This is a genomic window from Cytophagia bacterium CHB2 (assembly GCA_030263535.1).
Lineage (GTDB): Bacteria > Zhuqueibacterota > Zhuqueibacteria > Zhuqueibacterales > Zhuqueibacteraceae > Coneutiohabitans.
Window position 1 is genome coordinate 1 of record SZPB01000139.1, and the last position, 14873, is coordinate 14873.

The window sequence follows — 14873 nt, forward strand, 5'->3', positions numbered from 1 at the left end:
AGCTTGTGGAAGTCACTGTTGAGGCGCAACTGGTAAAGCCGTTGCATCCCAAAGACGAGCGCGCGCCACTCCCAACGCTCACGTTTCAACTGCTCAAATCTCGCGAAGCCGTGAACAAACCCTGGTGGTGGCGCATACTTGACGTGAAGTTGCCGGATGATTGGCTGGGCTGGGCGCAGATCAACGTTGTAATCGACTATCGCATCGGCCGTAAAAAATTTCGCTGCTGCAACGACAACTACATCGGCGTGAGCCATGCACCTTTGCACATTTTTCTTTCAGACGCATCGCTCCCGTCTTTGCCCAATTATTATTATGGCGATTTGCATTGCCACACGAACGCGACGAGTGATCAAGTCGAATTCGGCGCGCCGCTCGAGGCCATGGTCGCGCTGGCGCAAGCGCAAGAGTTGTCGTTTTTCGCCGCCACCGATCATTCCTATGATCTCGATGATTATCCGGAAGATTATTTGCACAATGATCCGGCCCTGCGCAAATGGCATGACTTGCAGGCGGCCATTCGCCGGCTCAATGACACGCATGCGAACTTTGTTATTCTTTCCGGTGAAGAAGTTTCATGCGGCAATGCGCGCGGGCGCAACGTGCATTTTCTCATTCTCAATCATCCGCATTTTATTCGCGGCAGCGGCGACAGCGCCGAGCGCTGGCTGCGCACAAAACCCGATCATACCATCGCGGAGGTTTTGGCCATGCTCACGCCGCAAGCGCTTGCGTTCGCCGCGCATCCCGCCGTGCTGACCCCCTATCTGGAAAGCCTGCTGCTCGGCCGCGGCCATTGGGAATTATTGGATTTGCTGCACGACCGTCTGAATGGCGTGCAATTTTGGAATGCGGGAAGGCGTTATGAGGAGGAAGGGTTGCAGCAATGGCGCGCGCTGCTTTTGCAGGGCAGGCGAATGTTTGCGATCGCGGGCAGCGATGCGCACGGCAACTTCAATCGCTTTCGCCAAATCACGTTGCCGTTTATGAAAATGATCGAGCATCACCGGCATTTGTTCGGTAGCATGCGCACTGCGGCATATGTTGACGGCAAGCTGCAACTGGATTCGCTGATCGCCGCGTTGCACGCCGGGCGCGCCTGCCTCACGAACGGCCCGCTGATTGATTTTAGCGTAGTGACGCCGAACGGCGGGCTGGCGCGCATGGGAGATCAACTCAAAACTACGGGCGGGATGATCATGCTCAACGCCTTCAGTTCCGCGGAATTCGGAAAATTGGCGTATATCAAAATTTGGCGGGGAGATTTGGAGCGCAAGGAAGAGACAACACTTTACGAAGAAACAACATTCCCTCACGCGTTTCAACATCGCGTGCAACTGCCGCTGCCCTCTGATTCTAATCATTATTATTTGCGGGCAGAAGCCATCACACAACGCGAATCATTTACCGTTGAGCAAGGCGCAAGTTGCCGTGCGCTGACCAATCCCATTTGGATTGAAAAACAACGTTGATGCGGGTCTGCAAGACATGTCTCAGAAGCATTTGGCACGTTGTTTATTCAGTTATTTATCAAACTCATTGTAAATCGTCTCGATCCAGCTTTTGGTCGAGATGAATCCCACACCCCAATCTTTCCATTTTTCCGGCAAGCCCTGGGCTTTGACTTCCTCCAGACTCTTGCCGCCTGTCATGTTTTGGCGCACGATCGCCGTTGTTTCTGTGAGCATTTGATGATAACTCTTGAGATCATCCAGCGTTGACAACGGCCCATGCCCGGGAATGATTTTGACATCCGGCGGCAACATGCCGATGACTTTTTCGATATTTTTGATCAACCCAGCCACGCTGCCGCCGCTCACGTGATCGACAAAGGGGAAACGCGCCACAAAGAAGGCGTCGCCCATGTGCACGACATTCGAGTTGACAAAGAACACCACGCAATCGCCGTCGGTATGGCCTTGGGGAAAATGCCGGACCCTGATCTCTTCATTGTTAAAATGAATCGACAAGCTCGAATCAACAGTGATTACCGGCCAGGCTTCTTTGGGCGCTGGCGGCGTGATGCGCTCGCCGCGCCGTTGCTCCGTCATTAAACGCTGGCGCACGTTGCGATGCGCAACGATGGTAGCTTCTTTGCCAAAGATGGCATTGCCGCCGGTGTGGTCGCCATGCCAGTGGGTGTTGAGCACGAATTTCAGTTCGCCGCTGTTCAGCTCTTTGAGCGCAGCCTTGATTTTGTCCGCCAGCGGCGCGTACTGATCGTCTATGATGAGAATCCCATCCGGCCCGGCGGACACGCCGATATTGCCGCCGCGGCCTTCGAGCATGTAAACGCCTGCGGCTACTTGTGTAGCTTTTATCTTGACGTTGGCATAATCATCCTGCTGCCGCATGGCGACGGCCGCACTGAGAAGAAATAAACCCGCAAAAACGAGCGCAAGCTTTTTACGCATGATGGCAATATTCCTTATGGCTAACGAGGATCATTTTAATTGAGGTGGGAACGCGAGGCGAACACTTCAAAGCTTACTATCATCGCTTTTCTTCTCGCGCATCAGCACGAGAATGGCGCCTTGCGGCACCACGAGATAGTTCTTGTCATCCACTTTGATTTCAATTGCGGCTTTGCGCAGGAAGATGGCATAGTCGCCGACGCGCGTTTGCATGGGAAGGTGACGGGTCTCGCGGCGCGCCGGTTTCCACGGCTCGCTGTCGATTTCACCGAAATCCGGCAAAGGCGTTCCCGGACCGGTTGCGACGATCTTGCCGCCTTGCACCGATTCTTTTTCCACCGCCCACTTCGGCAAATACAGACCGACATCGGTGCGCTCCTCGCCTTCATCCGGCTCAATCAAAACGCGGTCACCCACGACCAAGAGCTTGGTGTTCTTTCCGGCTTTCGAACGTTTCATGGCAGCAACCATCAAGTCTCAACATCACTGAAAGCATTCTGTCTATAAAAAAACTGCCGCGCGGCCACAAGCGCCTCATCCAATTTCTTTGATAATCGCCTGCAATAATTGTTTGAACGTGGCGCTGATGCGATTCGCCACTTCAGTAACCTCGGCATGATCGAGTTTTTGATTCGTCATGCCGGTGCAGAGATTCGTGACACACGAAATGCCCAGCACCTGCATACGCCGCGAAATGGCCACCAAAACTTCCGGCACGGTTGACATAGTCGCGGCATCGGCGCCCAAACGTTGCGCGAGTTTGACCTCCGCCGCGGTTTCATAATTCGGGCCGCGCGAGGCGAACAGCACGCCGCGCTGCAACGGGATGCCGAGTTGGCGCGCCGCTTCCAGCGCAACACGTTGCAGCTCGGGATCATACGGCGCGTGCATATCCGGCCAGCGTTCGCCCCACTCTTTGCGATGCTGCCCGCGCAGCGGATTGGCAAACATGAAATTGATGTGATCGTCGATCAACATCAAATCGCCTGATTTAAACAAAGGATTAAGCCCGCCGGCGGCATTGGTCACAATCAAGCGCTTCACGCCCAATTCCGCCATGAGGTGCACCGGAAAGCCCACGGTGGCAAAGGGGTAGCCTTCGTACGAATGCACCCGGCCCTGCATCGCCAGCAAATTTTTGCCGGCGATTTTGCCGACAATCCAGCGTCCGGCATGACCTGCGACTGTCGAACGCGGATACTCGGGAATGTCTGCGGTTGAGATCGATTGCGTATTTTCCATGTTCTCAGCAAACGTTCCCAGCCCGGAACCGAGAATGATGGCCAGCCGGGGCGTGGCGGCGAAACGTTGTTGCACATACGCCTTTGCCTTCGCCAGGCGTTCGGCGTCCAGCAGCGGCAGCGCGAGTTCGGTTGTGGAGTTTGACATGGCTTCAGTTTTCCGGCGGAAGATAACACTTGCGGCAGCGCGCTTCATAAATTTGGGTTGCGCCGACGACCACACGTTCACGCGCGGCGGTGAGACGTTGCGTATAGCTTGCCGGCTCGCCGCATTGCATGCAAATGGCCTGGGCTTTGGTTACCTGCTCGGCAATCGCCATGAGCTGCGGCATGGGTTCGAACGGCGCGCCGCGATAATCCATATCGAGGCCGGCAACGATCACGCGCACGCCGCGGTTCGCGAGTTGGTTGCAAATGGCGACCAGGCTGGCGTCGAAAAATTGGCATTCGTCGATGCCAATGACTTGCGCGTCTCCGGATTTTTCCAAAATTTCGCCGGCGTTTTTCACCGGCACGGAACGCAGCTTTTGTTCGCTATGCGAGACGATGTGGTCGCTGGCGTAACGATCGTCAATCGCCGGCTTGAAGATCATCACGCGTTGTTTGGCGATTTGCGCGCGGCGCAAACGGCGAATCAACTCTTCGGTTTTGCCGCTGAACATGCCGCCGCAAATCACTTCAATAGAGCCGGTATCGGAATTCGCAGGCATGAGTGGTGAACTTCCTGTTTTCTAGGTTAGAAAGCGGACCGCCGGAATTGGAATGCGTTGTCATGACGCATGTTTAACAAAACTCTTCGCGCGAGAAAATGATTTTGACGGCTCTCGCAAACCCCAAGCCTCTTTGCATTTCTAGTTTGAATATTACCGTTGCTTCTCCCTTAACAACGCCGCAATCTTCGTGCGCAGCAGATCGATGGCCACCAAATTAAAGCCGCCTTCGGGGATGATGAGATCGGCGTAGCGTTTGCTCGGCTCGACGAATTGCAGGTGCATGGGCCGCACGCTTTTTTCATATTGCTCGATCACCGATTGCATGCTGCGGCCGCGCTCGGCAGTGTCGCGTTTCAACCGGCGAATGAAGCGCAAATCCGCGTCGGTGTCGACGTAGACTTTGATATCCATCAACTCGCGCAACTGTGGATTGTCGAGAATCAGAATGCCTTCGAGCACGATCACGTCGTGCGGGCCGGTGCTTTTGGTCTCCGGCCGGCGGGAGTGCGTGGTAAAATCGTAAATGGGTATGTCGATGGAGTGCCCGCTCAACAATTCCTTGATATGCCGCACCAGCAACTCGGAATCAATCGAGGCCGGATGATCGAAATTGTAATTCGCGCGTTCTTCCAGGGAAAGATGATTGATATTACGGTAATAGGAATCCTGTTCAACGATGACCACACGATCGGAACCGAGCTGGCTGACGATTTTTTGCGTGACCATCGTCTTGCCCGAACCGGAGCCGCCGGCAATGCCGATCAAAATGCCGCGTTTCGTCCAGTTTTTATGCATGGCCTAACATCTGCTCATCAAAAGCTTCGGGTAATAGATCTTTGAGCTCAAGCTCGCGCGTGGCGCCTGCCAGGTTTACGAGAATGATATGAAGATCGCGGGCGTAGTCCCACAACACTTGCCGGCAGGCGCCGCAGGGCGTGGTGAATTCGTCGGTATCTGCCGCCACCGCCATGCTGACGAAGTCGCGCGCGCCCTCGGAAAGCGCTTTGAAAATAGCGACGCGCTCGGCGCAGCACGTCAGGCCGTACGAGCTTGATTCGATATTGCAACCGTCAAACAATTTGCCGTCAGCCGTCACGATCGCCGCGCCGACGTGAAACTTCGAATATGGCGCCAGCGCTTTCTGCTTGGCGCGCACCGCAGCAGCGATCAATTGCTGCGCGTCAACCGGCAGCCGTTGTGCTGGTGGCGAGGGTCGGCTCATTTCAACAGATCTCCAGCGTGAGGGCCAGGCCGAACCTCGCTCGCGCGGGAACGCGTGGCTGGTTAGCAAAATTGTTAGGAATTTGAAACGACCCCGTTGGAAGAAAAAAAATCCGAGCCCGATGCGGACTCGGATTAAGATTCTCTAAATTGTTTTCTGCACGAACCACGTCATTCCTTTGCGTTTTTAGAACGGAAGATCTTCGGGTTCGCCGGCAGACGTTGGGGCCGGCGCGAAATCGTCGCCCGGGGTTGGAATTTCGCCGCCGCCGGAGCCGTCGCCGCCTTCGCCTTTCCGGCCGAGAAACTGCACGCTCAAGGCGACAATCTCGGTGATGTAGCGTTTCTGGCCTTTGTCATCGTCCCAGGAACGCGTTTGCAACCGGCCCTCCACGTAAACTTGCTGGCCTTTTTTGAGGTATTCTCCCATCACTTCCGCGGTGCGGCCGAACGCGACGATGCGATGCCACTCCGTGCGCTCCTGCAACTTGCCTTCCTTGTCTTTGAAGCTGTCATTGGTCGCCACGCTGAATGTGGCAACTGCCATGCCGCCCGGAGTATATTTCATTTCCGGATCGCGGCCGACATGGCCGATCAACATCACTCTGTTTAATCCACGGGCCATAAGCTCCCCCTTTCGGGTTTAGTGGTTTCCTGTGTCAATGCCGGAATTATTGGCAAGACACAAATGATACGCCGGCGCGTTTCAAGAACGCCTCGTCTTTCAATGTCAATCTCGGGATCGCAACAGGTCAATCGCGGCCGAGCATAAATTTGATGCAAGAGTAGAAAATTTTTTGCCTCTTGTCAAGCAGTTTGTCAGCTTGTGCGTTTGCCCTGCAAAAAATCCACGGCTTCCTTCACATCCTCCGCCGAGCCGACGATTAACGGCGTGCGTTGATGCAGCTCGGTTGGCGTAAGATCGAGCACACGCTCGTGGCCGTTGCTGGCCGCCCCACCCGCCTGCTCTGCAATAAACGCCAGCGGGTTGGCTTCATAAAGCAAGCGCAATTTGCCGTTGGGATTTTTGCTATCCGCGGGATAGAGAAAAATGCCGCCGTAGAGTAAATTGCGATGAAAATCCGAAACCAGCGAGCCGATGTAACGCGAGGAATACGGCCGGCCTGTGGCTTTGTCGCTGCCTTTGAGATAATTGATGTAATTGCGCATGCCCTCGCTCCATTTCCCGGAGTTGCCCTCGTTCACGCTGTAGATCCCGCCGCGCCGGGGTGTCATCAGGTTTTCATGCGACAACAAAAACTCGCCGACGGTGGGATCGAGCGTGAAACCGTGCACACCGCGCCCGGCCGTGTACATGAGCAGGGTCGAGGAGCCGTAGAGAATGTAACCCGCGCCAACCTGGTTTCTGCCGGGTTGTAGGGCATCGGCTGGCGTGCCGTGCTCACCGGCGCTAATTTTTCGGTGAATGGAAAAGATGGTGCCGATGCTGACATTGGCATCGATGTTGGATGAGCCGTCGAGCGGATCGTAGAGCAGCACATAATGCCCGCATTTGAATTCGGCGGGAATGGGAATCAACTCGTCGCGTTCCTCGCTGGCCAAACAGCAGAGCCGGCCGGTGTGATCCATGGCGCGAAAGATGACGTCGTCGGCATATTCATCGAGTTTGCGCACCAATTCGCCCTGCACGTTGGAGGTGCCGGTGAAGCCGAGAATATCGATCAAGCCCGCGCGCCGCACTTCGCGCGAGATGACTTTCGCCGCGAAAGCGAGATCATACAACAGCGCCGAGAACTCGCCGGTGGCTTGCGGAAAGGATTTTTGTTGTTCGATGATGTGCCGCTCGATCGTCATCAGTCTTTTGACCATGACACGCTCCTGGAGGATGGGATGGCAGGTAACCCGCTCATGTCCTGCGAGAGGATGCAGAGCGTATGGCGAAATTACTCGTCGCGCGCATTGAAAAAGTGGCGCAATTTAATCGCGATCATACGAAAAGTCAAGCGGCTTTTGGCCTCACGCAACGACCGGTTCGCCGTTGCGCACCACCGGCATAACGGTTATATGAAAACCGTAATCGAGCAGAATGTCAACGGTGCGGTCGCTCGCATATTCGCCCAATGCAATCAGCCGGTCTTCGTTTTCCGGCCGGGTGACGTAGAGCAAAGTTCCCCCCGGAATTTCTGGATTAGAAGCGACCTTGACGATTTTCGCCTCCGGAAACTTCGCTTCAATCTCGCTGGTGAGCGTCTTGATCAAATCTTTTTTACTCATAAGCCAACACCCCTGCGATTATGGATAAAAATTCTTTTGCCTTCTTAAGTTCTCGGCTAACATCGCTTTTGCTGGCCGAGAGGGGATCATAATCGGCTGAAACACGAATCCAGTAAGCATCTACAAGATACCGCCGGAATTTTGATGCAAAAATCTTGCGTCGATGAATAAGCTGCCCGGCAAAATTTGACTGTACCCACTCATGGCTGAATTTGGCTGAGGAAGGCTGAATTTGATTTTTGATCAGCGCCGCAATCGCGGCATGAAACATGGCGTAATACACACGATTCGCGCAGGCGTTGACATGGCCTTGAGCATGACTCCATTCAGCAACAATCAGGTTTTCATTTGCCTTGTCTATCCAGCTTTGATATCCCATCGGCTTTGCCCTCCCGGATTTGCCCGATTTTGCAGCGCGTAAATTTGCTCATTTTCGTGCTCGAAAGCAAGCCGGAAATCTGCATATTGGCAAATCGGGCTTTTCCTTTTCAGGCAAAATATCTTATATTGCGCAGGCTTTTCATCACGCCGTACAACGTCCGGTGGCAAGCAGCTCGATTGCAGCAGCCAACCAGCGACAAGCAACCAACGACTCAAATCCGTCATGTCGCAACACAAGCCTAATATCAAAGACTACCTTGCCGATGAGGCGATTTTTTACATGCGCCATCACATTCAGCAAGCCGGCGGCAATGAAGTATTCTTTGTCGGAAAGGTTAATGCCAAAGGCGTGGTCGAGGCGGTGCATGTCGTGGCGCGCGGCAACAAAATGATGGTGCCGGCCATCATTCACATGGTTCACACCGGCGACGCGGTGATTCACAATCATCCCTCCGGTGGGCTGCAACCTTCCAATGCCGATGCCGGCATCGCTTCCGAGCTGGGCAACGAGGCCGTGGCTTTTTACATCGTCAACAATTATGTCTCGGATATTTACGTCGTCGTCGAGCCCCAAAAGCCAAAACAGATCGTCAAGCTGAAAGCAAAACGGTTGCAGGAGTTTCTCGGCCCGCAGGGCCCGCTGGCCAGCGCCCTTGAAAACTTCGAAGCGCGCCCGCCGCAGCAGCATATGCTGGCGCAAGTGGCGGAAGCTTTCAATGAGAACAAGATTTCGATCATCGAAGCGGGTACCGGAACCGGCAAGACGCTGGCGTATCTGTTGCCCGCCATCGAATGGAGCGTGCGCAATCGCGAGCGCGCCGTGGTCGCCACCGGCACCATCAATCTGCAAGAACAACTCATCAACAAAGACATTCCGCTGTTGCGGGCGACTCTCCCCTTGAAATTCCGCGCGGAATTGGTGAAGGGCCGCACGAACTACGCCTGCAAACGCAAACTGCAGGAAATACAATCCCAACCGGATTTGTTTTCCGAATTCAATCAACGCCAGGAGTTGAACACCATCATCGACTGGGCGCAAAAATCGCCGGACGGCAGCAAGTCCGATCTCGGCTTTCTGCCGAGCGAGGCGGTGTGGGAGAAAATTCAATCCGAAAGCGACACCACGCTGCGCACGAAATGCCCGTTTTACAATGAATGTTTCTTTTACAATGCCCGGCGCCGCGCCGCCAGCGCCGACGTTCTGATCGCCAATCATCATCTCTTGTTCGCCGATCTTTCCGTACGCGGCGAAACCGGCGGCAGCTCGGAAGTGGCGGTGTTGCCCAAATATCAGCGCATCATTTTCGATGAAGCGCATGACATCGAAGAAGTCGCCTCTTCCTACTTCGGCGCGGCCACCAGTTATCATGCGTTCCTGCGTGTGATTCACAAACTCTATCGCATCAAAGACACGAAGCAAACCGGGCTGCTGCCGTACACCATGGCGAAGTTGCAGCGGCGCGCCGGCACGGTCACGCGCACGCTGCTGGATAAATTTCGCGAACAAATCGACGGCATCTGCGAGCCGGCTTTGGTCAATTTCGAGCATGATCTGGCGGGATTGATGGAGCGCCTGTTCGCCTGGGGCGCAAGCAAACGCCAGAATGAATATGATGAAACTAAAATCCGTTTGACGCCGGCGCTCACGCGCGACAGACTCTGGCAGGAAATCATCACAAAGCACGTCTCCGTGTTTCTCAAATCGCTGCGCGACAATGTCGAAGCGGTGGATAAGGTCATCAAACTGCTCGAAACCGCCGAGCATTATCTCGGCGGCGAGGCCAATTCGCTGGCCGTCGATCTCAATGCGCAAGCCAATCGTTTGCTGGATATGGCGACGCAAACCGAGCAAGTGTTGCTCGGCGACGACGAGAACAACATTCGCTGGCTGGAGATGAAATCCTCGCGCTGGGGCAACGTCGTGCGTTTGCGCAGCGCGCCGCTTGACATCGCGCCTATTTTACAAAAAACCGTGTTTGAAAAATTTCCCACGGTCATCATGACTTCCGCCACGCTGGCGGTGGGCAAATCGTTTCGCTTTTTGGAGGAACGCCTGGGCTTGCAGGCGCTCAAACCGGAACGGCGCAACAGCGCCGCGCTGGCCTCGCCGTTTGATTATGGCCGGCAGGTTTTGCTAGCCATTCCGCGCGACATGCCGGATCCCAATCAAGCCGGCTATAGCCGGGCGTTGCAGCAAAGCCTGTCGCGCGTTTTGCATATTTCACAAGGCCGCGCGTTCATTTTGTTCACCTCGTATGGTTTGCTCAATCAAATGTACAATGCGCTCTCCGGGGAGCTGGCGGAGAGAGGCATACTCGCGCTCAAACAAGGCACGGAGGGCCGCCATCAACTGCTGGAGCGCTTCAAAAAAAATGTCGGCGCGGTGTTGTTCGGAACGGACAGTTTTTGGCAGGGCGTGGATGTCCACGGTGAGGCGCTGGAGTGCGTGATTATTCCCAAGCTGCCGTTTCGCGTGCCCACCGAGCCGGTGATCGAGGCGCGCGTCGAGGCCATCGACAAGCGCGGCGGCAATTCTTTCATGGAGTATTCCGTGCCGCAGGCCGTGATCAAGCTCAAGCAGGGCTTTGGCCGCCTCATTCGCCGCAAAACCGATTTCGGCGCCATCGTAATTTTCGATAATCGTATCGTGACCAAGCGCTACGGCCAGGTGTTTTTGGAATCCCTGCCGGAATGCCGCACGGTGGTGGGGACATCGGAAGAAGTGTTCGACGAGATGACGAAGTTTTATCGCGCGCAAAGAGGGTGACGATTCAAAATCCAAGCCACTCGGAATCCACAATATGACACACAATTGGAAGAGCCCGCCTCACTCAAAAGTTTCCAGCGGATTGAAACAACCCAACAGATGAAAAATATCCGCTGTGTTGTTTCAATCCGTTGGCGTGTTGCTTTAGTTGCTTTTTAAAACCTGCTGAATACTATATAACCACTGGCTCAAGATGCGCTTGCGTCTTTTGATGTGAGGGGCTATTTTCAGGCTCGCAATTCATGATGCGGATATGCGGCTAATCTTCCATTCCAGGCTCACCTCATGAAATCATTGACGCTTTTTCTTTTGTTGATTTTGCCGGGCGGACACGTTCTCGCCCAACCCACGTTCACCCGCGCGGACTCGTTACGCGGCATGCTCACCCCGTTGCGCACGTGTTACGACATTCATTACTATCATCTCGACGTCAAAATCGACACAACGACGAAATCATTGGTCGGCTCGAACGTGATTGCCTTCACGGCCACGCAAGATTTCGACCGCATGCAGGTTGACTTGTTCGAGAATTTTAAAATCGAAAAGATCGTGCTCGATGACGGCCGGCCACTTTCATTTGAGCGCGAAGCGAATGCGGTTTTTATTCAAATGCCGGAGACGCTGCGCAAAAATGCCCGGCATCACGCCACGGTTTTTTATTCGGGCATGCCGCAGATTGCGCGAAGGCCGCCGTGGGAAGGCGGTTTTTCCTGGCAGCGCGACGAGCTGGGAAATCCCTGGCTGGCGGTGACATGCCAGGGCACGGGCGCGAGCGTGTGGTGGCCGAACAAGGATCATCAATCCGACGAGCCGGACAGCATGCTGTTGAGCGTCACCGTGCCCAAAGGTTTGATGAACATCTCCAACGGCCGTTTGCGCGCGCAAACCGATTTGCCCGGCAATTGGACGCGCTTCGATTGGTTCATCAGCTAGCCCATCAACAATTACAATGTCACGCTCAATGTCGGGAAATACGCGCATTGGCGCGATTACTACATCGCCAGCGACACGCTGACGCTGGATTACTACGTCATGCCCTACAATCTCGACAAAGCCAAAAAGCAATTCCAACAAGTCAAGCCGATGCTGGCGGCGTTCGAAAAGTATTTCGGCAAATATCCGTTTCCCCGCGACGGCTTTAAGCTGGTGGAAAGCTGGCATCTCGGCATGGAACATCAAACCGCAGTGGCGTATGGCAATCATTATTTGCAGGGCTATCGCGGCCGCGCCTCTTCACCGGTGGGATTGAAATTCGATTTCATCATCATCCACGAAACCGCGCACGAATGGTGGGGCAACAGTGTGACTTCGGAAGACATCGCAGACATGTGGATTCACGAAAGCTTTGGCGCGTATGCCGAGGCGGTTTATGTGGAAGAATTGTTCGGCTACGAGCAGGCGTTGCAGTACATCAACGGCAAGAAATCAAACGTGCAGAATGACCGGCCGATCATCGGCGTGTACGGTGTGCACCGCCGCGGCTCCGGCGACATGTATGACAAAGGCCAGCTCGTGCTCAACACATTGCGCCATGTGATTGCCAGTGATGATCTGTGGTGGGCGATTATCAAGGGATTGGCGGAGGATTTCAAGCACAGCATCGTCACCGCCGAACAAATTTTTGCCTACATCAACCAAAAAACTGGCGAGGATTACGGCTATTTTTTCGAACAATATTTCAAGAACACAAATATTCCGGAATTGGAAATCACGGTTACGCAGCATCGTGACAGCGTTACCGCGCAATATCGCTGGCGCGCCGAGACGCCGGACTTTCGCATGCCGGTGAAAGTCACAACTGCCAAAGACAAGTTTGCATTTATTTATCCCACCAACTCGCCGCAAACGACCCGTCTCAAGGGCGTTTCTCCCGGAGAGTTTCGAGTCGCGGAGGATTTGTTTTATATCGACGTCAAGCTCCAACGGGCGTATCAATACTGAAGTGCACCCCTAAAATTGGACACTCTTGCTAAAGAATACCTGAACGGCTATACTGGTCCAACTCCAAGGGAGCACGAACATGTCAAAGAATCGCAGAAGCTTTCGCCTTCTTTCAAGGCCCGGGTTGTGTTAGAAGTCATGAGCGGTGTGCCAACTCCGAGGGAAAGTGGGTTGACTTTTCACCGATTTTGCGCTACATTCGCGGCCATGAAAAGCCCCTCCAAACCCGCCGCCGGCAAGCTTTTTTTGATTGACGGCTACGCCCTGGCTTACCGCTCCCACTTCGCATTCATTAAAAATCCTCTTACCAACTCGCGCGGCGAAGCCACCAGCGCGGTTTTTGGATTCATCCGCGCGCTGTTGCAACTGCTCGACGAGCAATCCCCGGAATACTTTGCCGTGGTCTTCGATACGCCCGAGCCGACATTTCGCCACAAAGCTTACGCCGCCTACAAGGCCACGCGCCAGCGCATGCCCGACGAGCTGATCGCGCAAATTCCCAAGATTCGCGAGTTCAGCACGGCGCTCGGCGCCAATCTCATCGAATATCCGGGCTACGAGGCGGATGACGTGATGGGAACTTTGGCGCGGCAAACCGCGAAACAGGGTGTGCAGGTTTATTTTTTCACGGCTGACAAGGACTTGATGCAGCTCGTCGATGAGCATACGTTCATCTATTACGCCGGCAGAAACAACGAGACCCAAATTCTGGGCGCGCCAGAGGTGCAGGAGTTCAAAGTAGAGCGGTGGGTGGACGTCGTTGCCCGTCTGTCGCAGGATGTCGAGCGGCGAGAAGCGGGCCGCCCAGACCGACCAGCCCTCGTCCCACCAGACGCGCTGGTCGCCGATGCGGTGGACGCGCAGATAGAACCCCAGCAGCAACACTGCGGCCATCGCCCATCGCCGGGCCAGAGCTCGGCCGGAAAAAAGCGAATGGCCGTCGATCATGCGCTGCCGGTCCGGTCGTTAGATGGCGGTGGCGTCGCCGCTTTGTGGTGGAAGATCAAAGGTGATGACCGTTCCCCGCGGCACGTAAGGGACGCTGAAGGTGCGCGACTCATCGCTTAGGTTCAGACCGACCACAACCGCCTCGCCGCCGTCTTCCCGAACGTAGGCATAGGTGCGGGCGGCCGAGTCCAGGTGGAGCGTCTCGCGCCCGCCGCGCCACAGGGCGGGATGATTGCGCCGCAGGTGGCTCAGGTACCAGAAGTAGGATGACAAATCAGCGTCCTGCGCCTCGCCCCAGAGCATCGGCTGGCGGCACTCTTCCATGCCCTGGCTGCCGGGGGCGTGGATGCCGCGTTCCTGCGTGACACCGACTTCCGTGCCGTTATAGACGATGGGCGCGCCACCCAGCGTAAACTGCACCAGGGCCGCCAGCTTGAGCTTGCGTTTGTCGCCGCCGGCCCGCCACAGGAACCGGTCCATATCGTGGTTATCCAGAAAGCTGGGCCGGCTAAAGGTGTTCTGCGGCGGGAAATAGGCCTCATGGCGGTTCAGGAATGCGTCGAAACCGGCCAGGCTCAGGTCGCCGATGGCAAAGGCGCGGCGTAATGCCTGGCAGAGCAGGAAGTCGAGCGTCCCGTCGAACAGGCCGGCATAGCTAAGTTGCTGGTCGGGCGGCCGAATTAGCTCGCCGAACATCCACGCGTCGGGTCGGATGCTGCGGGCTACGGCGCGCGCGTCGGTCCAGAAGTCATGGGATGGCCCGTCGGCATGGTCCAGCCGCAACCCGTCGAAACCAATGTCCCCGAGCCAGTGGCCGATGCTGCGCAGCAGGTGATCGCGCACGGCAGGATGGTCGACGTTCAGCTTGGGCAGGTCGGGCACGTCAAAATAGGCGATGTACTCCTCCGGCCAGTTCTTCCAATAGTACCAATTGTAATAGGGGCTGTTGCGGTCGGCGCGGGCCGCCTGGAAGGAGGCGTGCTTGCTGCCCCAATGGTTGCCGACGAAATCG

15 protein-coding genes are annotated in these 14873 nt (G+C 55.4%); 4 read left to right on the forward strand and 11 right to left on the reverse strand.

Annotation, left to right across the window (positions count from 1 at the left end):
- Nucleotides 1-1523 precede the first annotated feature (1523 nt).
- The 10 genes from FBQ85_14635 to FBQ85_14680 all read right to left on the reverse strand — a co-directional run bounded on the left by FBQ85_14635 (nt 1524) and on the right by FBQ85_14680 (nt 8203).
- Entirely contained in the window at nt 1524-2414 is an 891-nt protein-coding gene (locus tag FBQ85_14635) for an MBL fold metallo-hydrolase (protein MDL1876387.1), read from the reverse strand.
- Between the two features lie 66 nt (nt 2415-2480).
- Entirely contained in the window at nt 2481-2873 is a 393-nt protein-coding gene (locus tag FBQ85_14640) for a co-chaperone GroES (protein ID MDL1876388.1), read from the reverse strand.
- Between the two features lie 75 nt (nt 2874-2948).
- Entirely contained in the window at nt 2949-3803 is an 855-nt protein-coding gene (locus FBQ85_14645) for a purine-nucleoside phosphorylase (GenBank protein ID MDL1876389.1), read from the reverse strand.
- Nucleotides 3804-3807: 4 nt separating this feature from the next.
- Entirely contained in the window at nt 3808-4365 is a 558-nt protein-coding gene (locus tag FBQ85_14650) for a thymidine kinase (GenBank protein MDL1876390.1), read from the reverse strand.
- A 153-nt stretch (nt 4366-4518) separates the two neighbouring features.
- On the reverse strand, nt 4519-5163 hold the full coding sequence (locus FBQ85_14655; protein MDL1876391.1) for a uridine kinase: 645 nt from the start codon (nt 5161-5163) through the stop codon (nt 4519-4521).
- A complete protein-coding gene (locus FBQ85_14660) occupies nt 5156-5590 on the reverse strand; it encodes a cytidine deaminase (GenBank protein ID MDL1876392.1) in 435 nt (144 codons plus the stop codon). The genes FBQ85_14655 and FBQ85_14660 overlap by 8 nt, the downstream gene beginning before the upstream one ends.
- Nucleotides 5591-5776: 186 nt before the next feature.
- On the reverse strand, nt 5777-6214 hold the full coding sequence (locus tag FBQ85_14665) for a single-stranded DNA-binding protein (protein MDL1876393.1): 438 nt from the start codon (nt 6212-6214) through the stop codon (nt 5777-5779).
- A 194-nt stretch (nt 6215-6408) separates the two neighbouring features.
- Nucleotides 6409-7419 (reverse strand): class 1 fructose-bisphosphatase, encoded by a 1011-nt coding sequence (locus tag FBQ85_14670; protein MDL1876394.1) that lies wholly within the window; start codon nt 7417-7419, stop codon nt 6409-6411.
- Nucleotides 7420-7566: 147 nt separating this feature from the next.
- Nucleotides 7567-7824, reverse strand: a complete 258-nt coding sequence (locus tag FBQ85_14675; protein MDL1876395.1) for a hypothetical protein — start codon at nt 7822-7824, stop codon at nt 7567-7569.
- Nucleotides 7817-8203 carry a HEPN domain-containing protein gene (locus FBQ85_14680; protein ID MDL1876396.1) on the reverse strand — a complete coding sequence of 129 codons (387 nt, stop codon included), beginning with the start codon at nt 8201-8203 and terminating at the stop codon, nt 7817-7819. The genes FBQ85_14675 and FBQ85_14680 overlap by 8 nt, the downstream gene beginning before the upstream one ends.
- Before the next feature lie 225 nt (nt 8204-8428).
- Between FBQ85_14680 and FBQ85_14685 the strand changes: the two genes are divergently transcribed.
- The 4 genes from FBQ85_14685 (at nt 8429) to FBQ85_14700 (ending at nt 13981) form a co-directional block, all read left to right on the forward strand.
- A complete protein-coding gene (locus FBQ85_14685; GenBank protein ID MDL1876397.1) occupies nt 8429-10972 on the forward strand; it encodes a DEAD/DEAH box helicase in 2544 nt (847 codons plus the stop codon).
- A gap of 285 nt (nt 10973-11257) precedes the next feature.
- Nucleotides 11258-11905 (forward strand): M1 family metallopeptidase, encoded by a 648-nt coding sequence (locus FBQ85_14690; GenBank protein MDL1876398.1) that lies wholly within the window; start codon nt 11258-11260, stop codon nt 11903-11905.
- A gap of 3 nt (nt 11906-11908) precedes the next feature.
- The gene (locus FBQ85_14695) at nt 11909-12913 is read left to right on the forward strand and encodes a M1 family metallopeptidase (GenBank protein MDL1876399.1); all 1005 of its coding nucleotides are present in this window, start codon (nt 11909-11911) and stop codon (nt 12911-12913) included.
- A gap of 15 nt (nt 12914-12928) precedes the next feature.
- Nucleotides 12929-13981, forward strand: coding sequence for a hypothetical protein (locus FBQ85_14700; GenBank protein MDL1876400.1), 1053 nt, complete (start codon nt 12929-12931; stop codon nt 13979-13981).
- Here the strand turns inward: FBQ85_14700 and FBQ85_14705 are convergent.
- On the reverse strand, nt 13880-14873 hold a 994-nt coding region (locus FBQ85_14705), incomplete at its 5' end, for an alpha-amylase (GenBank protein MDL1876401.1). The two genes, FBQ85_14700 and FBQ85_14705, sit on opposite strands and share 102 nt — an antisense overlap.

Bases quoted from the DNA above. Each gene is read 5' to 3' on its own strand.
- FBQ85_14635 (MDL1876387.1), bottom strand. From the start codon at position 2,414: ATGCGTAAAAAGCTTGCGCTCGTTTTTGCGGGTTTATTTCTTCTCAGT.
- FBQ85_14640 (MDL1876388.1), bottom strand. From the start codon at position 2,873: ATGAAACGTTCGAAAGCCGGAAAGAACACCAAGCTCTTGGTCGTGGGT.
- FBQ85_14645 (MDL1876389.1), bottom strand. From the start codon at position 3,803: ATGTCAAACTCCACAACCGAACTCGCGCTGCCGCTGCTGGACGCCGAA.
- FBQ85_14650 (MDL1876390.1), bottom strand. From the start codon at position 4,365: ATGCCTGCGAATTCCGATACCGGCTCTATTGAAGTGATTTGCGGCGGC.
- FBQ85_14655 (MDL1876391.1), bottom strand. From the start codon at position 5,163: ATGCATAAAAACTGGACGAAACGCGGCATTTTGATCGGCATTGCCGGC.
- FBQ85_14660 (MDL1876392.1), bottom strand. From the start codon at position 5,590: ATGAGCCGACCCTCGCCACCAGCACAACGGCTGCCGGTTGACGCGCAG.
- FBQ85_14665 (MDL1876393.1), bottom strand. From the start codon at position 6,214: ATGGCCCGTGGATTAAACAGAGTGATGTTGATCGGCCATGTCGGCCGC.
- FBQ85_14670 (MDL1876394.1), bottom strand. From the start codon at position 7,419: ATGGTCAAAAGACTGATGACGATCGAGCGGCACATCATCGAACAACAA.
- FBQ85_14675 (MDL1876395.1), bottom strand. From the start codon at position 7,824: ATGAGTAAAAAAGATTTGATCAAGACGCTCACCAGCGAGATTGAAGCG.
- FBQ85_14680 (MDL1876396.1), bottom strand. From the start codon at position 8,203: ATGGGATATCAAAGCTGGATAGACAAGGCAAATGAAAACCTGATTGTT.
- FBQ85_14685 (MDL1876397.1), top strand. From the start codon at position 8,429: ATGTCGCAACACAAGCCTAATATCAAAGACTACCTTGCCGATGAGGCG.
- FBQ85_14690 (MDL1876398.1), top strand. From the start codon at position 11,258: ATGAAATCATTGACGCTTTTTCTTTTGTTGATTTTGCCGGGCGGACAC.